This window comes from Paenibacillus pinihumi DSM 23905 = JCM 16419, assembly GCF_000422505.1.
Lineage (GTDB): Bacteria > Bacillota > Bacilli > Paenibacillales > Paenibacillaceae > Paenibacillus_D > Paenibacillus_D pinihumi.
In genome coordinates this window covers 1-22487 of the sequence record NZ_AULX01000028.1, presented here as the reverse complement: position 1 = coordinate 22487, position 22487 = coordinate 1, and the positions used below count along the sequence as shown (strand labels likewise).

18 protein-coding genes and 1 pseudogene are annotated in these 22487 nt (G+C 50.3%); 13 read left to right on the top strand and 6 right to left on the bottom strand.

Translation table 11 applies throughout. The features are described from left to right. Positions 1-98: 98 nt before the first annotated feature. From H583_RS0110280 to H583_RS0110235, 10 genes are all read left to right on the top strand, one after another. A complete protein-coding gene (locus H583_RS0110280) occupies positions 99-1310 on the top strand; it encodes an aminotransferase-like domain-containing protein (protein ID WP_028560392.1) in 1212 nt (403 codons plus the stop codon). Between the two features lie 44 nt (positions 1311-1354). Beyond that, on the top strand, positions 1355-2467 hold the full coding sequence (locus H583_RS0110275) for an iron-containing alcohol dehydrogenase family protein (protein WP_028560391.1): 1113 nt from the start codon (positions 1355-1357) through the stop codon (positions 2465-2467). A 3-nt stretch (positions 2468-2470) separates the two neighbouring features. Continuing rightward, positions 2471-3580, top strand: coding sequence for an ABC transporter substrate-binding protein (locus H583_RS0110270; RefSeq protein WP_028560390.1), 1110 nt, complete (start codon positions 2471-2473; stop codon positions 3578-3580). A gap of 22 nt (positions 3581-3602) precedes the next feature. Then, a complete protein-coding gene (locus tag H583_RS32495; protein WP_081667092.1) occupies positions 3603-4448 on the top strand; it encodes an ABC transporter permease subunit in 846 nt (281 codons plus the stop codon). After that, on the top strand, positions 4405-5175 hold the full coding sequence (locus H583_RS0110260; RefSeq protein WP_028560389.1) for an ATP-binding cassette domain-containing protein: 771 nt from the start codon (positions 4405-4407) through the stop codon (positions 5173-5175). The genes H583_RS32495 and H583_RS0110260 overlap by 44 nt, the downstream gene beginning before the upstream one ends. A 200-nt stretch (positions 5176-5375) precedes the next feature. Continuing rightward, positions 5376-6935: a spore germination protein gene (locus H583_RS0110255; RefSeq protein ID WP_081667090.1), complete on the top strand. Its 1560-nt coding sequence runs from the start codon at positions 5376-5378 to the stop codon at positions 6933-6935. Then, positions 6932-8134 (top strand): Ger(x)C family spore germination protein, encoded by a 1203-nt coding sequence (locus tag H583_RS0110250; RefSeq protein WP_028560387.1) that lies wholly within the window; start codon positions 6932-6934, stop codon positions 8132-8134. The genes H583_RS0110255 and H583_RS0110250 overlap by 4 nt, the downstream gene beginning before the upstream one ends. A gap of 7 nt (positions 8135-8141) precedes the next feature. After that, a complete protein-coding gene (locus tag H583_RS0110245; protein ID WP_028560386.1) occupies positions 8142-8372 on the top strand; it encodes a hypothetical protein in 231 nt (76 codons plus the stop codon). Positions 8373-8393: 21 nt separating this feature from the next. Further along, positions 8394-9521, top strand: a complete 1128-nt coding sequence (locus H583_RS0110240; RefSeq protein ID WP_028560385.1) for a GerAB/ArcD/ProY family transporter — start codon at positions 8394-8396, stop codon at positions 9519-9521. A 104-nt stretch (positions 9522-9625) separates the two neighbouring features. Next, positions 9626-10324 carry a type 1 glutamine amidotransferase gene (locus tag H583_RS0110235; RefSeq protein WP_028560384.1) on the top strand — a complete coding sequence of 233 codons (699 nt, stop codon included), beginning with the start codon at positions 9626-9628 and terminating at the stop codon, positions 10322-10324. Between the two features lie 231 nt (positions 10325-10555). Here the strand turns inward: H583_RS0110235 and H583_RS0110230 are convergent, their stop codons facing one another. From H583_RS0110230 to H583_RS37010, 6 genes are all read right to left on the bottom strand, one after another. Next, a complete protein-coding gene (locus tag H583_RS0110230) occupies positions 10556-11623 on the bottom strand; it encodes a lactonase family protein (protein ID WP_028560383.1) in 1068 nt (355 codons plus the stop codon). 188 nt (positions 11624-11811) lie between these two features. Further along, positions 11812-12789 carry an ABC transporter ATP-binding protein gene (locus tag H583_RS0110225; RefSeq protein ID WP_028560382.1) on the bottom strand — a complete coding sequence of 326 codons (978 nt, stop codon included), beginning with the start codon at positions 12787-12789 and terminating at the stop codon, positions 11812-11814. A 119-nt stretch (positions 12790-12908) separates the two neighbouring features. Further along, positions 12909-13700: an ABC transporter permease gene (locus tag H583_RS0110220; protein WP_028560381.1), complete on the bottom strand. Its 792-nt coding sequence runs from the start codon at positions 13698-13700 to the stop codon at positions 12909-12911. Beyond that, on the bottom strand, positions 13697-14470 hold the full coding sequence (locus tag H583_RS0110215; RefSeq protein ID WP_028560380.1) for an ABC transporter permease: 774 nt from the start codon (positions 14468-14470) through the stop codon (positions 13697-13699). The genes H583_RS0110220 and H583_RS0110215 overlap by 4 nt, the downstream gene beginning before the upstream one ends. Positions 14471-14875: 405 nt before the next feature. Next, positions 14876-16564 (bottom strand): S-layer homology domain-containing protein, encoded by a 1689-nt coding sequence (locus H583_RS0110210; RefSeq protein WP_028560379.1) that lies wholly within the window; start codon positions 16562-16564, stop codon positions 14876-14878. A 37-nt stretch (positions 16565-16601) separates the two neighbouring features. After that, the gene (locus tag H583_RS37010; RefSeq protein ID WP_051236274.1) at positions 16602-18884 is read right to left on the bottom strand and encodes an amidase family protein; all 2283 of its coding nucleotides are present in this window, start codon (positions 18882-18884) and stop codon (positions 16602-16604) included. Positions 18885-19444: 560 nt separating this feature from the next. Between H583_RS37010 and uxaC the strand changes: the two genes are divergently transcribed. The 3 genes and pseudogenes from uxaC to H583_RS38120 all read left to right on the top strand — a co-directional run. Then, complete coding sequence (uxaC, locus tag H583_RS0110200; protein WP_173477256.1) at positions 19445-20839, top strand: glucuronate isomerase; 1395 nt, start codon at positions 19445-19447, stop codon at positions 20837-20839. A 116-nt stretch (positions 20840-20955) separates the two neighbouring features. Then, the gene (locus H583_RS37980; RefSeq protein ID WP_028560377.1) at positions 20956-21165 is read left to right on the top strand and encodes a DUF6199 family natural product biosynthesis protein; all 210 of its coding nucleotides are present in this window, start codon (positions 20956-20958) and stop codon (positions 21163-21165) included. 424 nt (positions 21166-21589) lie between these two features. Continuing rightward, positions 21590-22487 (top strand): annotated as a pseudogene (locus H583_RS38120) (transposase); the annotation flags it as partial.

Sequence of the window (22487 nt, the reverse complement as noted above, 5' to 3'; positions counted from 1 at the left end):
ATTGACGCCATATGTGACGGGTGGTACGATTTACGCATTCATATAATTCCAATAATTTATATAGGAATAATTAAGATTAAATAAAGAGGTGATCCGGCATGACTGTCACTTGGCAATCGTTTCATTTTGCCGACCGAATCCCATCCACACCTTCAATCGGCAGCACAACCGTTACAAGCCCTGATCATGTCCATCTGTCCTTCGGGTTCGCCGCACCGCATCTTTTTCCGATTGAGCAGCTGAATCTGGGTGCGTCAGAAGCGATTATCTCAAGCGGACGGCAGGCGCTGCAATATTCCGGGGCAGACGGGCCGGGGAAGATCAGGCAGTGGATCCGGGCGAGGTCGGAGCATCATGGCATTCCTGCCAAAGAGGATGAGATACTCGTGACGTACGGCTCCACCCAAGGAATTGATCTGGCTGTGAATGTACTGCTAAATCCGGGTGATCACGTTTGGGTGGAGGCGCCTTCGTTCTTTAGCGCCCTGCAATCCCTGCGAATTGCCGGAGCCAGACTGACGTCCTTCCCGATCGATGAGCACGGGGTCAGAGTCGATCTGATTGAGCAGGCGCTGCTGGAGGCCGAGAGCAGCTGCGCTCCGCTGCCCAAGCTGCTCTATATCATGCCAACCTTTCACAATCCGGGGGGCGTCACATTATCCGCCGAACGAAGAGTCCGGCTGGCGGGGCTTGCAAGACGCTACAACTTCTTCATTATTGAGGACGACGCCTATATGGAGCTCAATTTTACAGATGAACAACTCCCCACACTTTATTCGTTATGCCCCCAGCGGGTCATCTACCTCAACACCTTTTCCAAAATTATTGCGCCTGGCATACGTCTGGGCTGGGCAGTTGCCCAGAAGGAAGTCATTCAGAAAATGAAGCTTCTCATGCTTGGCGGCAGCACCGGCGTGTTTACGCAGGAGATTCTGGCCAGTCTTCTGGAGCGACTTGATATTGAGGATCATCTGGGCAAGCTCAAAAACCATTACAAACACAATCGGGATATTATGGCGGCTGCCATTCACCGGTATTTTGGCAGCGATGTCGAGTTTCACTTGCCTCAGGGAGGTTTTTTCATCTGGCTGGCCTTTAATGCGGGCGTTAATACGTCTCAATTCCTGCAGTTGGCAGCGGACAAGGGCGTCAGCTTTGTGGATGGCAGGAGCTTTTACATCGGCCAGGAAGGTCTTCATTACGCCCGTTTATGCTTCAGCTATTGCAATGAGGAGCAAATCAGGCGCGGGGTCAAGGCGTTTGCCGAAGCCTACTATGAATGGAAATCCGGCGAAGTCCAGGCTGGCTGACAGCGGGCATGCAGCATTTACAGGAAAAAGGAGCGGATAGAACGATGACAGAAATCAAGACGCCGGTAATCTATGAGAATGTGCCGGGAATTTTGGCGGAAGGCGCAGCTAAAATAGCGCAGTACGGAAACAAAATCTTCATCATCGGAGGCCAAACAGCGCTTGATGCTGCCCGCCCGTTGATTGAAGGTCTTAAGCTGCTGGAATCCGCCTTTGAGATTCATACATATAGCGGCTACTGCACAAAAGAAAGAATCGGGCACTATGCGGCACTTGCCCGCCGAAGCAAAGCCGACCTGATTGCAGGCGTGGGCGGCGGCTCAGTGCTGGACCTGTCCAAGGCAGTGGCGGATGAGCTGGAGCTGCCTGCAGTTACGGTGCCGACGATCGCCGCGACTTGCGCAGCCTGGTCGGCATTGTCTGTGCTCTATGATGCAGAAGGCCGGGCTGATGGTTACCGGCCCCTGCAAAGCTCCCCTGTACTGGTGCTTGCGGATACAAATGTGCTGGCGGCAGCACCAAGACGGTATCTGGCAGCCGGGATTGCCGATACTTACGTAAAATGGAACGAGACGGGGGCTAATATTAAAGATACTGCAGACGATTTTGCCGTTCGACTTGGTCATCATACAGCAGGATTCGCCCGCGCCATACTTGACCGGCATGCACTAGACGCATTTGCCCAAGCCGGTGATGGAGTACCGGGCAGATCATTCAAAGAAGTAAGTGATGCCATTTTGTGGCTGGCAGGTCAAGTTGGCAGCATCCGGGAAGGCGGGCGCAGCATCGCCCTGGCCCATACTCTTCATGACAGCCTGACCTTTTTTCCGGAGACGCACGGAACGCTGCATGGGGAGAAGATCGCCTTTACATTGCTCGTGCATACCGCTCTTGAAGGATTGCCAAAAGCGGAGACGCTGGTACTGGCGGAACGCTTCCATCGTCTGGAGCTTCCGGTAACGCTGAAGCAGCTCGGATTTACGGGGGATTTAAGACTGACGGCCGACCAAATTGCCGGGCGGGTAAATCTGGAGAGACTTGCGTGGGCGGATGCTGACTTTTCCCTGGATGCGCAGAGCATCTCGCAAGCGATTATAGAAGCTGATTTTGCAGGAAGCCAGGTTCAGTTATCGATATCTGCGAAAGGTGGAGTCTGACAAATGCGGCGAATGAAGAGCGATCTCACATTAAATTTCAAGTTGCGGCTCCAACCAATCATATTGCTTGTACTGATATCAGCTATGCTTTCCGGTTGTGCTGCAGGAGCAGACAGTGGTTCAGGCGGGGGCGGCAGCAAGGCTTCCGGCGGAAACGGAGTGAAGGAGCAGGCTGCTACTGGCAAAGAGGGGGCAGAGCCGGATTTAAGCAAGGTAACGCTGCGCATCGGCCAGACGGGCTGGGCGAACTGGGAGTTGGGCTTCAGGGAGGCGGACGTGGATGATACGCCTTACAAGATCGAGTACAGTGTTTTCCAAGGGGGGAATAATCAGCTTTTGGCAATTGCAGCCAATCAGTTGGACCTTGCAATTACAAGTGAAATTCCGCCGCTTTTTGCAGCGCTTGCGGCTAACCAGGGCAATTTCAAGGTTATTGCGGTTCAGAGGGGCAACACACTGAATCAGGAGCTGGTGATTCCGGCCGGTTCCAAGGTGCAATCCGTTGCGGACTTGAAGGGAAAGAAAGTAGCTTACGTGAGCAATACAACGGCCCACTATTTCCTGATCAAGATGCTGGAGGAGAACGGGCTTACCTGGGAGGATATCGATCCTGTTCAGCTGCCGACCTCAGAAGGGCTGAGTGCCCTGCTCGGAGGCAGTGTGGATGCTCTTGCAAGCTACGGGAATTCAATCACATCCGCACATCAGAGGGGCGCGACGGAGCTTGCCTCGGCAAAGGATATTTTATCCGGGAACTTTCTGATCGAAGCTTCAAATGATGCGCTCGCAGACGCAGGCAAGAAAGCGGCCATTGCGGATTATTTGCAGCGTCTGTCCTCCTTCCACGAGTGGACACGGAAAAATCAGGAGCGTTGGGCGAAAATTACATCCGAGCAGACCCATCAGCCTTATGAGGAGGCGCTGGAGACGATCAGGGAAGGCGACAAGCAGCGTCCGGTACATCTGCTCCCGATTTCTGAGGAAGCAATCGCATCCCTGAAGGATGTGGCTGACGTACTGCGCAGGGTAGGCGTTCTGGCGGAGGATGTGGATATCCCTGCGATCTGGAGCAATGCTTTTGATGAGCCGCTAAAAAATCTGAAGGCTCCGTAAAGACCGAGAGGAGTGAATCCATATGGATGACAAAAAAGAAAAACGCTGGTTCAACGCTGTTCTCCCTTTTCTCATTCCGGTGCTGGTGCTCATTCTATGGCAGCTTGTCTCGATGGGGGGAGGCGCGAAGGCATCGCTGATGCCCTCTCCGGTCAAGGTGCTGCAAACCTTCGTGGGCATGGTGGAGAGCGGCGAACTGCTGCGCCATGCCCTGATCAGCACAAACCGGGCGCTGTCCGGGTTTCTGGTGGGCGGTATGATCGGTCTTGTGCTGGGCCTGATCAACGGGCTGTGGTCACTTGCCGAGAGACTGACGGACTCTTCGGTACAAATGCTGCGGAACATCCCGCATCTGGCACTGATCCCATTGATTCTGCTCTGGTTCGGAATCGGGGAGGAATCGAAGCTGGTTATGGTGTCGCTCGGCGTGTTTTTCCCAATCTATCTCAACACCTTCCACGGCATTCGTTCCATTGATCCCGGGCTGATCGAGATGGGCAGGGTGTACGGATTGAAGGGCTTTGCTCTATACCGTAATGTCCTGTTCCCCGGGGCACTCGCCTCGATATTGGTAGGTGTGCGGTATTCGCTCGGAATAATGTGGCTTACGCTGATTGTAGCGGAGACGGTATCAGCCAAATCCGGGATCGGCTACATGGCGATGAATGCGAGGGAATTTCTGCAGATGGATGTCATCGTGCTGAGCATATTGATCTATGCACTGCTGGGCAAGCTCTCGGACAGTCTGGCCAAGGTCGCGGAGCGGCAATTTCTGAAATGGCATCCGAATTACAATAAACCTGCACGGAAAGGGGGGCTGCGTCTTGTCAGAAAAAGCTATCCGGCTGCAAATTCAACAGCTTCGTAAGCATTTCGGTGAAACAACTGTCCTGACGGACGTCAATTTGACGATTGAACCCGGAGAATTCGTCGCCATTGTAGGGCGCAGCGGCTGTGGAAAAAGCACGCTGCTGCGTCTGATTGCCGGACTTGATCAGCCTTCACAGGGGAGTGTGGCGCTTAATGGCGAGCCGATAACCGCCATCAATCAGGACACCCGCGTATTGTTCCAGGAAGCCAGGCTGCTGCCGTGGAAGAAGGTCGTCGACAATGTGCGAATCGGGACGCAGGGCAATGACTACGAAAGTGCCCTTATTGCGCTGGAACAGGTCGGGTTGGAAAGCCGTGCTGATGAGTGGCCGGGAATCCTTTCGGGGGGCCAGAAGCAGCGTGTCTCACTGGCCCGGGCCCTGGCTGGTCATCCGGGTCTGCTGCTGCTTGATGAGCCTCTGGGCGCGCTGGATGCGCTCACCCGGATCGAAATGCAGCAGCTTATTGAGCAGCTCTGGCTGGAGCAGCAATTTACAACGATTCTTGTTACGCATGATGTAAGCGAGGCGGTGGCCCTGGCTGACCGGGTCATCCTGCTGGAGCAGGGCGTAATTGCCATGGATACCCGGATTGCGCTGGCCAGACCGCGGGAACGGGATAATGGCTTTGCCTATTATGAGAAGTCAATTCTCGACCGGCTGCTGAACCGTACGGAGAGAGATGCATTATTTCCGGATGTTCCTGCTTCCGGCTTTGCTATCTGATCACAGGCAGCCGACCCTCAATAATAGAAGTAATGAATGGAATACAAAAACCTTAATAGGGCTTTGTCTGTCGGCTGACAGCAAAGTCCTTTTTGCAGTGACTTTCCTTTTTCTTCTTTATTTTTATAAAAATAACATAATTAATTCTATTCGTAGTCATAATAAGACGAAGAAAAACTCGGATACCGGAGGCGTTATCTATGCAAACAAGTTCTGCTCAGCCCTCTTCCATTTCTTATGCAATCGACGAACCGATTGTCCCGGATTTACAGACGAATCTCCGTTATATCCGGGAGACAATCGGCAATAGTGCAGATCTTGTGGTCAAGGAGCTGCTGGCCTTGAAAAAATGGCCTGCTGTCCTGATTTATATGTCAGGTCTTGTTGATCAGCAAATCTTGCATACCTCGATTCTTCATTCGCTGATTCAGCGCTTCGAGGGAGATTCAGACCGAATTGCTCCAGAAAATCGCATGGACTATATATTGCAGGATATTCTTATCGCGGCAGACGTCGAAAAGCTTGAGGAAATGTCCATGCTGTTTACGGACTTGATGGGCGGCAATATTATTTTGCTGCTGGATGAATGTCCTGTGGCGCTGCGGATTGGTGCGGTGGGATGGGAGGAACGGAATATTACAGAACCGAACTCCCAGTCTGTTGTGCGGGGCCCAATGGATGGCTTTAATGAGAATTTGCGCACCAATATGACGCTTATTCGCAGACGGATCAAGGACCCGAGGCTGTGGATTGAGACCCGGGAAATCGGTTATATAAGTAAAACCAGCGTAGCTATGGTCTATCTGAACCATGTGGCGGACGATGCCATCGTGCAGGAGGTGCGCAGCCGTCTGGACAAGATTGATATTGATGCCATACTGGACAGCGGATATATCGAGGAGTTTATTCAGGATACAACGAAGACGGTTTTCCCTACAGTTTACAACAGTGAACGGCCGGATACCGTTGCAGCGGCATTGCTTGAGGGGCGGGTAGCCATTCTTGTAGACGGAACGCCGTTTGCGCTGCTGGTGCCGGCGTTATTCGTTCATTTCTTCCAGTCGGCGGAAGACTATTATCAACGGGCGGACATCAGCACGCTGCTGCGGTTTATACGCTATCTGGCTTTTTTTATTGCAATGCTGGCTCCTTCCTTTTACATTGCTGTCTCAACCTTTCATCAGGAAATGCTCCCTACGAACCTGCTGATCAGTCTGGCCGCCCAGCGTGAAGGAGTTCCTTTCCCGGCCTTTATTGAGGCTCTGCTTATGGAGCTGACCTATGAAATCCTTCGGGAGGCGGGCGTCCGGATTCCGAAAACGGTCGGACAGGCTGTCTCTATTGTAGGCACACTGGTTATTGGACAGGCGGCAGTAGATGCGGGGGTTGTGTCGGCGGCGATGGTAATCATTGTGTCAATTACAGCCATATCAAGCTATGTCATTCCCGAGAATGGTCTGTCGATCGCGGTTCGTATTATCCGTTTTATGATGATGGCATTAGCCGCAACGTTCGGATTTTACGGTATTCTGATCGGCCTGATTATGATGACCATCCACCTGACGAGCCTGAGTTCCTTTGGCGTATCGTACATGAGTCCCTTCGGGCCTTTTATTGCGAAGGATCTCAAGGATTCCTTGTACCGGCTGCCCTGGCCTTACCTGAGGGAACGACCCGGATCCAACCGAGCCGGCAACCTGCGCAGGCAGAATAAGAAAGGTCTGTTAAAAGGCAGTTCGAACAAGAGGGGGCGGTCATGAAACGTTGGACGCAACGTCTCCTGCTGGCTGCTCTCATGCTGATGACACTGACAGGGTGCTGGGGAAGGGAAGAAATGAATCAGTTGGGCATTATTATGGGGCTGGGCATTGATCGGGAGGGAGAAGATATTAAAGTTTCAGCCCAGGTTGTAATACCTGCGGGTGTCAGTTCCAACACGGGGAAAATTTCCGGAGCTCCGGTCACGCTATACACGGCAACGGGTCCAACCCTTTTTGAAGCGATTCAGAAGTTGACGCTGACAAGCCCGCGTATCATTTTCCTGCCGCATATTCGTGTCCTTGTCTTCAGCGAGAATTTCGCTGCTCAGGTTGGAATGGGTGATGTGCTCGAGGCAATGGTTCGTGATCCGAAGGTTCGTCCGGATTACTATGTGATGATTGCCAAAGGATCATCGGCCGAGTCCATTCTGAATACCTTGACACCGCTGGAAAAAATTCCTGCTAATAAACTTTACAATTCTCTCGATAATTCTTCTAAAAACTGGGCGCCTACAACGATAGTAAATGCTGACAGGCTGTTCGAGGAAATTATCAATAGTGGCATCTCTCCGGCTGTTACAGGCGTGGAGTTAAAAGGTGACCGGAAAGCTGCTGCTCTTGAAAGCAATTTGATGAGCGTCAAGCCGAAGGCTTGGCTGGAGTATACGGGACTTGGCGTAATCAAAGGGGAAAAGCTGATTGGATGGCTGAACGAGGACGAGTCGAAGGGCTTTAATTATATTCGCAATAATGTACGTGCTACAGTTGGCCATGTCTCCTGTCCGTCCAAAGGCAAAATCGCGCTGCGGGGCGTCCGGACAATCTCCAAGATGAAGGGCGAGGTGAAGCAGGAGAAGCCTGTCATTCATGTTCATGTGGAGTCTGTTAGTACGATTGCCTCAGTGGAGTGCAAGGAGCATATTGCCGATGCGGGAGTCATTAGCCAACTGGAGAAAGAAGCGGAGGCCAAATTGATAAGCCTGATGAAAATGACAGTGAGCAATGTAATCCGCAAGTATAAGGTGGACATTTTCGGCTTCGGCCAGGAAATCAACCGTACGGACCCGAAGCTCTGGAAGCGGCTTGAGCCTCATTGGGTTAATAAATTGTCTGATCTGGATGTGGAGTACAGTGCCAAGGTCATCATTAAAAGAGTCGGGTCTCTGGACGATTCCTTCCAGGACCAGGTCAAGGAGTGATCGAAGAGTGGTTGTTTTCTTTGTAGTCCTTACTGCTGTGGCCATCGGTGCTTCCCAGGCTCCAATGATGCTGCGCAACCGCTGGTTCAGGGAGATGGCAGCCAGTGCTCTCTTCCTGATTGCGGGCAGTATTTTGAGTGTCATTGCCTGGAAGATGATTTCAGTTCCGAGCCCGCTCAATATACTCATAACCATTTACAAGCCGGTCAACAATTTCTTCAAACTGTTGTTCAGCTAGTCTGGAGAGGTGGAAAGAAGCATGCTGGAAAAAGGGAGAATAACGGTCAGGCAGCTCATTGTGCTGATTTTGCTCACCCAAATCGGGGATCTGATACTTGTCTATCCGGCGGTCATTACGTCTTATGCCCATCAGGATGCATGGATTTCTTCCTTGATCGGGATTCCGTTCGGGCTGCTCACCATTTGGATTATACTGCGCGTGTACAAGATGCAGCCGGGCAAGTCGCTGATTGAAGGCCTCTTTTCAGGGTTGGGCAAATGGCTGGGTGCTCTGGTGAGTATCTGGTATCTGTTCTATTTCCTGATTCTCACGGCAACTGTAACCCGTGAGGCCGGGGATTTTTTGACGACACAGATAATTATTAATACACCGCTTCGGATCGTGCATCTCCTGTTTGTCCTCATACTCATATGGGCGGTATCCCATGGAATTGAGAGCCTGGCGAGGAGCGGGGAGCTATTTTTGCCGCTGGTGGCGCTATTCGTGCTCTTCCTCATTGTCTTCATTATCCCGCAGGGGGACCCCGACAGGCTGCGTCCGGTCTTCGGCACCGGTCTGGAAGCCATTATTCAGGGGGCTACAGTTACGGTCGCCTACCCGTTTGGAGAGCTTACAGCGCTCCTGATGCTGCTGCCTAATACGGTCCAGCAGCGGCACCGGGACAAGGATATACTGATTACGGTGGTCATCGGAAGCCTTCTGCTAAGCACCATTGTCCTCATATCCATTATGGTTCTTGGGCCGTTCTTCACCCAGCATAATATTTACGCTTCCTTTATTCTGGCTCAGCGGATCAGTATCGGCAATTTCCTCGAACGGATTGAAGCGATGATGGCTACCGTTTGGATCTTCTCCACCTTTTTCAAGGGAGCGCTGTATTTTTACTGCTTTGTGCTGGGTGCGTCCCAGTTTTTGAAGCTGAGATCCTACAAGCCGCTTATATTGCCGACCGGGATGATCGTTTTTGGACTTGCGACCATCATTGCTCCTAATATTACGTATTACATCTCAACGATTGTGTACTATTGGATCGATTGGGATATTACATGCAGCACGGTAATTCCGCTGTTTTTGCTGATGGTTTATTATTTCCGGAGTAAATGGGGGGGCAATCGTCTGCAAAATGCCAATTCATCCTCTGATTGATATAACATCTTATGTTAAAAATATTGACATTAAAAATAAAGCGGGTTTAAAATAAAAGGAGTGGAGTCTTAACAGAAATCATATAGAGACAAGGCGGGGATAAAATGCGGTTGCTGTTGTTGAAGCATTTCTCTTTTGACGATGAGTCGGCGATTACGGACTGGGCAGCCAGACATGGCCATGAGGCGGAAGTCAGGTTTCCTCCGGACGGGGAGGCTTTGCCTGGTCATGAGAGCTATGAGCTCCTGATCATACTTGGCGGCCCGATGAGTGTCTATGAGGATGATAAGTATCCCTGGTTGGTTGATGAAAAGCGGTATGTCAGAGAAGCGATGGACAGCGGCAAGCTGGTGCTGGGCATTTGCTTTGGCGCCCAAATGCTCGCTGAACTGCTCGGGGCAAGAGTGTACCGGAACAATGAAAAGGAGCTGGGTTGGCATCGCGTGGAGCGTACAGAGCAAGAGCATCCGCTGTTTGCCCAAATTCCGCAGCAGTTCTACTCCTTCCAATGGCATGGCGACTGTTTTGATCTGCCTGAGGGGGCAGTCAGGCTGGCCGGTTCGAAAGCGTGTCCCAATCAAGCTTTTGTATACGGCCCTCATGTTGCTGCACTCCAATTCCATCTGGAAGCATCGCCTGCTGCAATTAGAGAAATGCTGACACGATGGAGTGCCGAAGTTGTGGAAGCGCCCTATATTCAATCAGCAGCAGAAATTCGCGCCAATCTGGACCGGAGTGAAGCATCCTTTGCAATGCTTGGGCATATTCTCGATCAGTTTACATCAGCAAAGGAGCTTGTCTGAGTGGAACGAACGAGTAGATTGCGGACTCGGCAATTATATGAATTGAATACTGAATAAGCAAAGACGCACCGGGCTGATTACTTCAACTGGTGCGTCTATTTTTTTGAAGCGATTTACTAGCTTCAACTATAAGCAGTTAATAATTTACGTGCAAAATGACGCTGTTCCTGTCACAGACAGCTCAGCCATTTACGTTTATGTAAAATGATATCCGGATGCAAGTTTTGCTTTTTAACGGGCCTCAAGGAATTTGATGCATACCGGTTTGGAGGCTGTCAGCTGATCGCCGGTCGCTTCAAGCTTGCCGCTGTGCTCATCCCGGCGGAAGGTAACGATATTATTGCCGTCGCGGTTGGCAACGAGCAGGAAGCGTCCATCCGGTGAGAGTCCGAAGTTGCGCGGGTGTCCGCCGAGTGTAGATGTGTACTCCACGACAGTCAGCTTGCCTGAGGCTTCATCTACCGCATAAACAACAATGCTGTCATGTCCCCGGTTGGAGCCGTACAGGAACTTGCCGTCCGGTGAGATATGAATATCGGCGCAGTAGCTTTCACCAGTAAAGTCTTCTGGCAGTGTCGATAAAGTTTGCAGCTCAGTCAGCTTGCCTTCATCCCCATCATAATGGAACGCGGTGACCGTCGAGTTGAGCTCGCTGATCACATAGCCGTATGGCTGCGACGGGTGGAACACAAAGTGGCGCGGGCCTGATCCGGGGGCAATGCTGGTTTCGCTCTTCAGGGTCAGCTTGCCTTCCGCAGCGTCAAGGCTGTAGACGAACAGCTTGTCCAGTCCGAGGTCGCAAGCGACAGCATAACGGTTGCCCGGGGCAATAAATACAGAGTGTGCACGTGCCTGAGTCTGAGCCGGATGAATGCTGGAGCCGTGATGCTGCTTCAGATCGGACGATGGGCCGACTCCGCCGTCTTCAAGCAGTTTGGACACGCCGAGCAGGCCGCCATGGTAGCTTGCTACGATAATGCAGGCGTTCGTCTCATCAAGCACCAGATGGCAGGTAGGTGCAGGTGTGGTGATTGCTTCGTTAATCAGGGCCAGTTTGCCGCTGCTGCGGTCGATGGTGTAGGCTGCTGCTCCGCCTTTGCGGTTGCCCTCAGCATCCTTTTCATCGAACAAGGCGTACAATCTGAAGTCGTCTGCATTGATATCCAGGAAGGTTGGATTGGACAGCCCGGACACCTCTTGAACAAGTTCAAGCTTTCCTGTTGCCGGATCGTAGCTGGTTGCCAGCAATCCTGGTTCTGATGCGTTTGCATAGGAGCCGATATAAGCGTAAGTCGTCATGAATAACACCCCATTCGTACATGATCAGGATTGTATCATCCTTACGGTAAATTATCGCAAAAATATGGGGATCAGGCAAATAGGTTTCATTTTTTTGGAAATATAATCAGGAGGCAGAAATAATGCATTTATAAAACCGTCCCAGATGTCCATAGTCAGGGAGAACAGGCATGTGTTCAAATTCTGATCTAATAAATACGATGGATGATTTCCTCGAAATTCGGCTCCTCCAGATGAACATCTTCAATCGTTCCGAATGCGCTCATCCTATTCAGCACCTCCATAGCCGTTGTTTCTCTGCGGTTGCAGGACACGGTAATAAGCTGCTCGTGGCAGTCGGTAATCCGGAAAGGCAGGGAGGGCGGAAAAAGATTAAGGGCGGCTGTGACCGTATCCTTGAATTTGATTTTCATCACGGTAGGCAATCCGATCCGCTCGCGCAGCGCTTCCAGGTTGCCGTCATAGATCGCTGTCCCGTGATTGATGACGATCACGCGGCTGCAGAGCTGCTCGATATCATCCATATCGTGGGTGGTGAGCAGAATAGTCTTGTTCCACTGGCGGTTCAACTGCTTCAGGTAATCCCGGATTTGCTTTTTAGCCAGTACGTCCAGCCCGATTGTCGGTTCGTCGAGAAACAGGATGTCCGGATTGTGCAGCAGGGACGCCGCCAGATCAGCGCGCATACGCTGGCCGAGAGAGAGTTTGCGCACCGGGGTACCCATGAATTCATGGAGCTGCAAGATTTCGCTCAGAAGGCCAAGCTGGTTCTTGAAGTTTTGCTGCTCCAGTTTGTACAGGGATGCCAGAATGTCGAAGGAATCCTTGAGCGGGAGGTCCCACCAGAGTTGTGTCCGTTGCCCAAAAACGACTCCGAGCTGGCGGACGACCTGTTGCCGCTGGTTCTGCGGGCTCCGGCCGTTAATGATCACTTCGCCGGAGGTGGGGTGCAGAATGCCGCAGAGCATTTTGATCGTCGTTGATTTGCCTGCGCCGTTAGGTCCAATGTAGCCGACGAATTCGCCTTTGCTGATTTCGAAGCTGATGTCGTTGACAGCCTCCACTGTCCGGTATTCCTGTGACAACAGCGTCCGGACAGCGCGGAATCGTCCTTCCTTGGCGACAGGGAGCCGGAAGGTTTTATTTAGCCGGTGTGCAGTGATCATGTTTTGTCTCCTTTGGTTCGTATAGGGTTGAATACGGAAATGGCGGGCAGTTGCAGATGTCTGTATCGTATGGATGAATTCAGGCAGTGAACTTCTTGCAATTAGTGAACTTTTTGCAGTCAGGTGCCTGTGCTTTGATAATGGGCCAGCCCGTGTTTCCAGAAGCGCAGTGCCCCGAGCAGGAGGATGGCGGCAAGCAGCATCGTAGCCGGAAGAATCCAGAGTCCGAGCTCTCCGCGGATAACATACAGCGACGGCATGTAGCTGGTGAAGCCCATCGGAATAATGGTCAGCAGGGTAATTCGCATCCATTTGGGATAGATGGACAATGGATACTGGCTTGCAATAGTAGCTGCGTTATCGGTAATCCGTTGTAACTCATCAATGCGATGCGTCCAGAATCCGACTGTAGCGGTAGCGAGGCCAATCGACAGGGTGATTATTGTTCCGCTTATAATGACGGCGAGGGTACCCGGGATGGCCCACAGGGTAACTTGCCCCTTCTCCATAAGATGCGACAGACAGATGCTGATGAGTATTGACCCCAGCACGAGTTCTCCCGCCATGGGGCGGAAATTCCGGGTTACCAAAACGAGCAGGACAGGCATCGGGCGCAGAAGCAGTTGATCCAGCATACCCTGAACAAGGTATTTCTCGAAGCCGTTGACCTCCCCGGCTATCATCCGGTAGGATGCTCTTACAAACATCATGATGGCGAACAAGTAGCCTGCCTCATATACACTCCAGCCTTTGATGCCGTCGAATTTATAAATGATGATCGATACGGTCATAAATTCGAGGCCGAACATGAGAAAGACCATCAGCGTCGATAAAATAAAATTGAATTTATATTGCATCTGGCTCCTGAGACTTGCTCCGGCGAGCCGGAAATAAATCCGAATCCAGCTCATCCGCCCTGCACCTCCACTTTGCGCCGGATAACTCTGGTTACCGTGAAGCATATTGCGGTCAACAGAAGGCACCAGAACAGGGATAACTTCAGGGAATGCGCCGGATCCAGCTCCAGGTAGATGCGGGACGGGACATATTGCAGGCAGGGATAGGGCGAGAGGATACTGATCATCTTAAGCCAGCCCGGGAGCCATTCGACAGGAATGAAGAAACCCGACAACAGCATATTGAGTCCCATATGGACACCGTTAAGCCAGCGCGATTCCGTCGTCCAGAAGGCTGCAATGCCAATCAGATAGGCGATACAGATTGCAATGTAGGCGGCAAGAAACATTGCGAGCAGTGTCCATAGCCAAGTGACAGAATGCTCGGGGGTACGAATTTTCAGTACAACAATATAGATGATTAGAATGGGAGTGGTGCTGTATAAAAACTGGTACCAGGTCTGTCCCCACTCTCTGCTGTGCATATACCAGAAAAAATGCATTGGTTTCATCAGTTCATGCGAGATTTGTCCCGTTCGGACCCAGCCCTCGATGTCGGTCCAGTTCGTTGCCATGATGACCCACAAGCAGGCCTGATTAAAGGCAATATAGCTGATCATGCCATGTATGCCGTAATCGCCTAATAATTGTCCTTCGCCCACTCCCATCCAGATGGCCATGTAGATATAGCCGATGATGACGCTGGCAAACATGCGCATCAGATGGGCGCTGCGGTACTGCAAATTACGGGCGTAGGATTTTCTTGCCAAAGTCAGGGAGAACATCGATCGTAACACACCTCCACTATATTTTTGCTGCGTAACCGATCTTTAGATTAAGAAGAGTAATCGATGATTCCGCATCAGTATTAAAAAATATAAAGGAATTTTTGGGAAAATAGTAGACTTTTTCTTTTCCGTGTGATATTCTACTATTATAGGAATTAAGGGCATATACTGCTCTGCTTGGATATTGAATTCTATAACTCTAGTTAAAATTTGTCTACAGGGCCGAATGGCGCTGTTTATTTTGGTTTATAGGCCCTTTATGGGTTCGTGTTATGAATATTTTGATCGAATCATAAGCTGGAAAATGCAAGACGCACAACCATTAGCGGTTGTGCGTCTTTTTGATGTTTCGTCAGATTGTATGACGATAATCCGATGCCGGTATTCCAATTATGAAGTTTCTTAATCTTTAGAAGCAGGTGCGGCCGTATTTTCAATTAAATTATAAATGACCTGCGCGGCTTCAGCGCGTGTTGATAGACCTTGAGGCGCGAAGTTGTTGCCTGACCGGCCTTTTATCAAGCCTAGCGCGGCGGCTTCCTTGACGTGGCTGGCTGCCCATGGTGAAATGCCGGCTTCATCAGTGAAGGCAGGTGCTGGAGCATCGGTTGTGGCGCCTTTTTGCAGCTTGTATGCGCGCATCATGATCGTGACCATTTCTTCACGTGTAATCTGTGCGTGAGGGGAGAAACTGGAAGCGGATTGGCCATTTACAATACCAGCTTCCACCGCCGCTGCGATATCTGCGCTAAACCAGTCGCTCGCCTTGACATCGGAAAAGGAAATTTTGCTGCCAGCAGACAACTTGAGCGCCCGCACGAGCAGGGTTGTAAACTCAGCGCGTGTAATGCTTCGTTCAGGCTCAAAGGCTGTAGTGCTTGTTCCGTTAATAATTTGTCTGGAAGCCAGCTCCGTAATGACATTGCTGGCCCAAAAAGAAGCGGGAACGTCCTGGAACGTCTTCTTTCTTTCAACTACGGCGAACACGCTAAAGCGGCTGATCTTCGCTGTGAATTCTCCGTTATTATAATCACTTTCGATTTTCTCCGGTGAACCGCTTGATGGAATATCGTAAATGCTTGATAGTCTAGGGTTAATGATGTTGTCTGCTTTTAATTTGATTGTGACAGGCTGTTTGAAGTTTTTCAGTTCGACAGATCTGCCATCCGCAGTTGTCAGCAGCAATTTGAAGGCGTAGACTTCAGAGCCAAAGCGCGCCTCCAGTCCATTGGTACTGTTTAATTGGGCAAGTAGTGCGGAACGTTCTGCTGAATCGGGAATTAGGGCAGCTGTCAATGTGATTGTGCCCTGCTTGGCTTGCTCGGCTGTAACTTCGCCTGCCAGCTGTCCCAGCACAGCAGAAGGAATAATCAGACTGCCTTTGCCGGTATGAATCTCCAGTCCGTTGTCACCGAGCAGTTCGTGGGCACTGCCTGGAAGCTGTACCTTGCTGGCTCCCGGAGGCAGAGTCACGCTTACTTTTCCGGAGACCGGATTGCCCAGCTCTTTGGCTGTCAGGGTAATTGTCTGTTTATCTGTACCGTTGTCACCGCCATTTGTTCCGCTGCTGCTGTTGCTGCCGCCACCGGGATAGTAAGTCCCGGCAGTTAATTCGGCTTTTGCAGCAGTATCCAGTGCAGATTCGGCCATTTTAGAGTCAATCAGCCTGATATCTTTTAGCTCCAGTGCTGTGGATGCTGCCACTTTGACCTTAAAGGAGAGCGAGAGCAAGGCTGCGCTGCCGCTAAGGCCGGGCACATTGGCGGTTTTGACATGGGCAAAGCGGACATAGGTTTTGTCCTTGTTTATGATCTTTGCCGGAACAGAGTAGCCGTCAAGATCTGTTGCTGCGCTGTTCTCGATATATTCAAGACGGGATGGATCGAAATACAGATTGAATTCAAAGCCGTACATATCCTTCAACTGGTCGGCGTTTATCGTGACCTTGATTGTACTGCCGGCAGAAAGGGTGGAGTTGGATGTCTGAACCGAGAAGACAGGCCCGCCGTCTGCTGCGCGGACTGGCTCTGACTGTAGAACCGCGGTACAGAGCAGCAGCGCCATGGCGATTATAAATAGTCTGCGAACCATAGTTGGAATCTTCCTTTCCTGTTGAGATACGGCCTGGTTAATTAGTCAAAGCCGGGAACAGCTCAGGGGCTATGCGATATTTCGTGCCTTGCTCGAATGCATAAGCCAGCTTGATCAGAGTGCCTTCATCAAATGGTTTGCCGAGCAGTTCGATGCCGATCGGAGAATCCGGTCGTCCGCTGATACTGGCGAATCCTGCAGGGACACTAATGGCCGGGAATCCGGAGAAAGGGCTTAGCCTGTTGGCGCTGCCGGAATTTCCTCCGACCGGAGCGGCAGTGGACGGATAGAGCAGCGCGTCTATCTTGTTGTCCGCCATTGCCGAGAGCAGGGATTGCTGGGTCGTGCGCGTCCTGTAGAGCAGAATATCCTTGTAAGCTTCGGTTTCCAGTACCTCAATGCTATTACGGGCCACCATAGAGCTTCGTTGCGACTCCAAAATTTCACCTGTTGCCAAAATATCAGAGAGAGATTTGAACTTCACATCCGGGCCGATCGACGGGGAATTCAAATACTCGTTCAAATTGAATTTGAACTCCGTGCCGCTCAGGCTGCTGTAACTCAGGATAGTTGAGAGATTCGGAATGGTTACATCTACAACAGTAGCGCCCATGCGCTCCATCTCGGAAATTGCCCGGTTGGTAAGCCGGATTACCTCGGCATTGGTTCCCATCATGCTGCTGTCACGAACAATACCGATGCGGGCGCCTTTCAACCCGTTCACATCCAGATAGTCGGTATAGCTGTCCGGGATCCGTCCGATGCTGTAGGAAGTAGCCAGGTCATGCTTGTCGTAGCCGCTGACCACATCCAGCATGAGAGCGGCGTCGGCAACGGTGCGCGCCATTGGTCCGCCTACATCCTGCGATATTGCCAGCGGAATGATTCCTTCACGGCTTGTCAGTCCGATTGTTGGACGAATACCGACAAGGCTGTTGTAGGAGGAAGGAATCCGGATTGATCCGCCTGTATCTGTACCGAGTCCGATTACGCCCAGGTTCGCTGCCAGTGCTGCGCCTGTACCGCCGCTGGAACCGCCCGGATTGCGGGTCAGGTCATAAGGGTTGTAGGTTTGGCCGCCCAAGGAGCTGATTGTTGTTGTGCCGAAGGCGAATTCATGAAGATTGGATTTCGCCAAAATGATAGCGCCAGCGTCCTTTAGTTTCTGGATCATGAATGAATCGGTTGTTGTAAAGTTATTCGCCAGACATTTACAGCCTGCAGTTGTTGGCATGCCGACGGTGTTGAAGTTATCTTTGACAATAACCGGAATGCCGTGCAATGGCCCTCTGAGCTTGCCTGTCGCTTTGTATTCCGCATCCATCTCTTTGGCGATATCCAGAGCATGCGGGTTGACAGTCAGAATGGAATGGAGTTGTCCGTCATAGCGATCGATACGCTTCAGATACATGTTGACTAATTCTTCGGCAGTCAATTCCCCGGATTGCATGGCGGCATGAATGTCGGCGACTGTCGTCTCAACCAGCTCGAACGGCTTGTCCAGCAGCTTTCTGGCAAGAATGGCGAGGTCAGCCAAGTCAATTCTCAGGTTCGTATTAAAGTCGCCGTTGGCGATTTCTTCCCACTGTGGATCAGCGGATGTCACGTCAAAGTAGTGAACCAGTTTGGCGAGGTCGCCAATGTCAATTTTACCGTTGCGGTTCAGGTCGCCGCTCAGTCCCTTTTGGATGTCCAGATCCAGTGTCGAGCTGCCTGCTGCTCCGTACTCCCCGTCAGGAGAGAGTCCCAGCTCTGCGCTTACCGTCACGTTGTCGATTCCGGCAGCAGCTTTGGCTTTGAAGATGATCGTGATGATTGTCTCGTTATCCGCCAGTTTGGATGTCGGATTCGCGGTGATTACGGTAACTTTCCCGGGGTCAGCTTGGTGCCCTACAATTTGAATGCCATCTCCTGCTGCTTTCACTTCCTGGAATTCCAGCCTGGAAGTGCTGTATTGAATCACAAATTTCTCGGCGGCTACAGCATCGGGAATATCTTTCAGTGCAATGTTGACCAGCAGCTTTTCGCCAAAGCGCAGGTTTTGCTGTCCTTTTACGATGACGGATGGGGATGCGGCAGCAAGCTGGAGCACATTGCTTTCTATTGGCGTTGGGTCATCAACTGCTGTGTCTGGCGTCGGATTGGGGCTGGCTGGTTCTTCCGGTGTGTTCCCGTTTTGGGGAGGTGTTCCGGAAGGGGACTCCATAGCAGGTGAATCCTGCTGTGCGCTCGCATATGGGACAGGGAAGATTCCTGACCCGGTGAATACCATTGTGGCGATCAGAACGGATAACAACGATTTAAGCAGTTTATTATTCATGGAGGCCTCCTAAAAATATGTAGTTCATTACAGTAGGTAGAGAAAGAAAGGTAGACTTGCTAAAAAACTGCGAATTACAGGTCAATCCGGGTGATAGAATAAGAGTCTTGTTGTTCTTGAATTATAATGTTATGTTTCCTCACCACCAAATTACTAAATTGTTGAAAATGGTTCTTTATTCATATGAATCATTGTATTTTGTGTAAGGTTTTCTTGCAAACAATATTTTCCTTGAAAAAGCGTTAACAATAAGGTTTTTCGCTAATTTACTCTAAAATTCAATTAATTAAGTGTATTTTAAGGTTATTTTAATGTTATATAATATTACATTGAAATTTCGCATAGATATTGAGTTAAATAGAATAATATAGTGGATTTTTGTTCTTTAATAGAAAAATTATCCTTTTTCTGAATGCCGAAATTTAAGCTTTGGAGGGACTATAGTCATATCTGGTAATCTTTCAAAGATTGGGAGATTATTGAAGATACGCCTGGCTATATGGTAAGGTATAAAATAAGAGCGTTTACAAAATTCGGAGGTGCAGCAATTGAAAGCGTTTATGGATGATCAATTTTTACTGTCTGGTGAAACGGCTGTCCGCTTGTATCATGATTATGCCAAGGATATGCCGATTATTGACTACCACTGTCATTTGAGCCCTCAGGAAATCTATGAAAATAAAGCTTTTTCAAATATTACGGAAGCGTGGCTTTACGGAGATCACTATAAATGGCGGGCGCTGCGGGCCAATGGTGTACCGGAGAAATACGTGACGGGCGGCGACGGTGCGAGTGATTACGAGCGGTTTGTAGAGTGGGCGAAGACGGTGCCGAATACGATCGGCAATCCGCTCTATCACTGGTCGCATTTGGAGCTGAGGCGTTTCTTTGATATTGATGAACTGCTGAATGAGCAGAATGCGGCGGTTATCTGGGAGAAGGCAAATGAAAAGCTGAACGGAAACGGGTTCAGGGCGCGCGATCTCATTGTGAAGTCGAATGTCAAAGTAATCTGTACGACGGATGATCCGGTTGATTCGCTGGAGTATCATGTGAAAATTAAGGACATTGAAGACTTTGACGTGCAGGTGCTGCCGTCCTTCCGGCCTGACAAGGTGCTGGAGATTAACCGCGGCGGATTCCGGGATTGGGTCGAGCAATTGGAGCAGGCTGCAGAAATGGCGATTCCGGATTATGATACCCTGCTGGCCGCACTGGAATCCCGGGTTGAATACTTCCACCGGGCGGGGTGCCGTGTGTCCGACCATGCGCTCGATTATGTGCCTTACAAAGAGGTGACGAAGGACGAGGCAGCTGCTATTTTTGCCCGTGCGCTGAAGGGTGAACAGGTCAGTCCGGATGAAGAAAAGCAGTATAAGACATATACGCTTATTTTCCTCGGCAAGCTGTATGCCCGCCACGACTGGGCGATGCAATATCATATTAATGCGGCGCGAAATAACAGCCTGCGGCAGTTCAACCTGCTAGGGCCTGATCGTGGCTTTGATTCGGTCAATGACAGCCCGGTTGCGTATCCGCTGATGAAGCTTTTAAGCTCGCTCGATGAGGAAAATCTGCTGCCGCGCACCATCCTGTATTCGCTGAATGCCAATGATAACGAGATTTTGGCTGCTCTGATGGGGAGCTTTCAGGGTGGAGGCATTCCGGGGAAAATCCAGCTTGGCTCGGCATGGTGGTTTAATGACACGAAGGACGGAATGCTGGCACAGATCAAGTCGCTTGGCAATTTCGGCCTGCTCAGCCGCTTTGTCGGCATGCTGACCGATTCCCGGAGCTTCCTGTCGTATACGCGCCATGAGTATTTCCGCCGTATCCTGTGCAATCTGCTTGGAGAGTGGGCAGATAATGGCGAAGTCCCGAATGATCTGGAGCTGCTTGGGGGCATGGTGCAAAATATTTCGTATTACAATGCGAAGAATTATTTTAAATTTTAGGCTCTATATTAAAAGTAATGTTCATTGAGTTGGCTCTTCGGCATGGACTTGCTCCATCTATTTTCGACAAGAGGTAGTACATGAAGTGTAAAAACATAGTTTGAAGGAAAATTAAAATGGTGATATATCGTGTTTTGAGTTTGTGCTTAATTATTTTTGGAATATTAATTATGCGTAACCCAATTATAGTTTGGAAAATTAGAGATGCCTGGGCGACTCAAGATGGTACTGAACCATCGGATTTATATATGCTAATAGCGCGGATTGTCGGAGGGGTATTCATCTTCGTCGGGCTAGTAGGTTTGATAGCACTATTTTTTTCATAATTGCTAGCAGCCGAGATATTAGTGTAACAACATTCATTAGCCTCTCAGTAAAAGTGAGAGGCTAATTTTTTGTACGCCTACCTCGGAATCATCTATACAGTGAGGGGCAGATGGAACACACCTAATGGATGTTCGCACTACTGCGCATTAGCAAAAATGAAGCTCTGCTGAAGTATTTAGTTGGACTTAGTTGGAGGCAACGAAGGCAGTCCGGTTAATTCGTTTATTAACTGATAGAGTTTGTCATTACCGCCCCACGCTATGCGCTGTTCATTTTGCAGTCCCACATTTTTAAATTGTAGCTCTAATAGAGGCTCAAAACCAAGATCAGTGCTTGACGGAATAATGAAAGGGTAGAAATGGAAAAACATCTGCTATTCCTGTATTGTTGTAAGTCTCACCGAACAACAAAAGGAAAAGGCAGATGCAGAACCAGTATATCAACGAATGGTTTAACATACCAGAGCTACACGTAAACCAAATTCTATTTTCAGACGGCGATGAACTTCATCTGGAGGCTGTTCCAGTGGCACAGCGGCAATGTTGTCCCGTTTGCCAGTCTATGCAGCATGTCATTCGCAAAGGCAATAATGGGAGACGAATCGTCCGTCATCTTTCGGTCTTTGAGAAAAAAACATTTCTGAATGTACCGGCCCTTCGTTTGCAGTGTTCAGCTTGCGAAGTTGGATTCGGATGGATGTACGAATTTGTTGGACCGAAGCAGCGATATAGCAAGCTCTTTCGCACCCAAACCGTCGAGCAGGTTCTTGGCTCTACGGCCGCCCATAGCGCCCGTATGCAGCAAACGCCCGCGAGTACTGTACTGCGATTTCATCACGAAGCTATCCCTGAGCTGAGCGATCAGATCCAGAAACAAGCTTGGGCTGCAGCTAAAATCACGAATGAACTGATTTTCGGTGTGGATGATTTCGCCATCAAAGGGGCACACCTACAACACGGGCATCCATAGTCTCCGTGGCGAAACGATGCTGGATGTGCTGCCAGGTCGTCGACTGGAGGACTTGCGAGTCTATGCGAAGGCGCATCCCGACTTTCTCAGCTTGCATCCCGAAGCAGTGGTCATGGACTTGGCTCCGGCCTACCATACTTGGATTCGCGAGTGCTATCCAAATGCGATTCGAATTGCGGATCGTTTTCACGTGCATGGCTATGTCATCGAATGCGTGCAGCGTATCCGTAAAGCCGTTCAGCAAACGTTGGCACCGCGCGCAAAAGCACATTTGAAAAAGCATCATCGATTATTAAATCCGCCGATCGAAGCCCTAAAGAAAGAGAGCCAAAAGCAACTCTCCCTTCTGCTC

Bases quoted from the DNA above. Each gene is read 5' to 3' on its own strand.
- H583_RS0110280 (WP_028560392.1), top strand. From the start codon at position 99: ATGACTGTCACTTGGCAATCGTTTCATTTTGCCGACCGAATCCCATCC.
- H583_RS0110275 (WP_028560391.1), top strand. From the start codon at position 1,355: ATGACAGAAATCAAGACGCCGGTAATCTATGAGAATGTGCCGGGAATT.
- H583_RS0110270 (WP_028560390.1), top strand. From the start codon at position 2,471: ATGCGGCGAATGAAGAGCGATCTCACATTAAATTTCAAGTTGCGGCTC.
- H583_RS32495 (WP_081667092.1), top strand. From the start codon at position 3,603: ATGGATGACAAAAAAGAAAAACGCTGGTTCAACGCTGTTCTCCCTTTT.
- H583_RS0110255 (WP_081667090.1), top strand. From the start codon at position 5,376: ATGCAAACAAGTTCTGCTCAGCCCTCTTCCATTTCTTATGCAATCGAC.
- H583_RS0110250 (WP_028560387.1), top strand. From the start codon at position 6,932: ATGAAACGTTGGACGCAACGTCTCCTGCTGGCTGCTCTCATGCTGATG.
- H583_RS0110240 (WP_028560385.1), top strand. From the start codon at position 8,394: ATGCTGGAAAAAGGGAGAATAACGGTCAGGCAGCTCATTGTGCTGATT.
- H583_RS0110235 (WP_028560384.1), top strand. From the start codon at position 9,626: ATGCGGTTGCTGTTGTTGAAGCATTTCTCTTTTGACGATGAGTCGGCG.
- H583_RS0110230 (WP_028560383.1), bottom strand. From the start codon at position 11,623: ATGACGACTTACGCTTATATCGGCTCCTATGCAAACGCATCAGAACCA.
- H583_RS0110225 (WP_028560382.1), bottom strand. From the start codon at position 12,789: ATGATCACTGCACACCGGCTAAATAAAACCTTCCGGCTCCCTGTCGCC.
- H583_RS0110220 (WP_028560381.1), bottom strand. From the start codon at position 13,700: ATGAGCTGGATTCGGATTTATTTCCGGCTCGCCGGAGCAAGTCTCAGG.
- H583_RS0110215 (WP_028560380.1), bottom strand. From the start codon at position 14,470: ATGTTCTCCCTGACTTTGGCAAGAAAATCCTACGCCCGTAATTTGCAG.
- H583_RS0110210 (WP_028560379.1), bottom strand. From the start codon at position 16,564: ATGGTTCGCAGACTATTTATAATCGCCATGGCGCTGCTGCTCTGTACC.
- H583_RS37010 (WP_051236274.1), bottom strand. From the start codon at position 18,884: ATGAATAATAAACTGCTTAAATCGTTGTTATCCGTTCTGATCGCCACA.
- uxaC (WP_173477256.1), top strand. From the start codon at position 19,445: ATGGATGATCAATTTTTACTGTCTGGTGAAACGGCTGTCCGCTTGTAT.
- H583_RS37980 (WP_028560377.1), top strand. From the start codon at position 20,956: ATGGTGATATATCGTGTTTTGAGTTTGTGCTTAATTATTTTTGGAATA.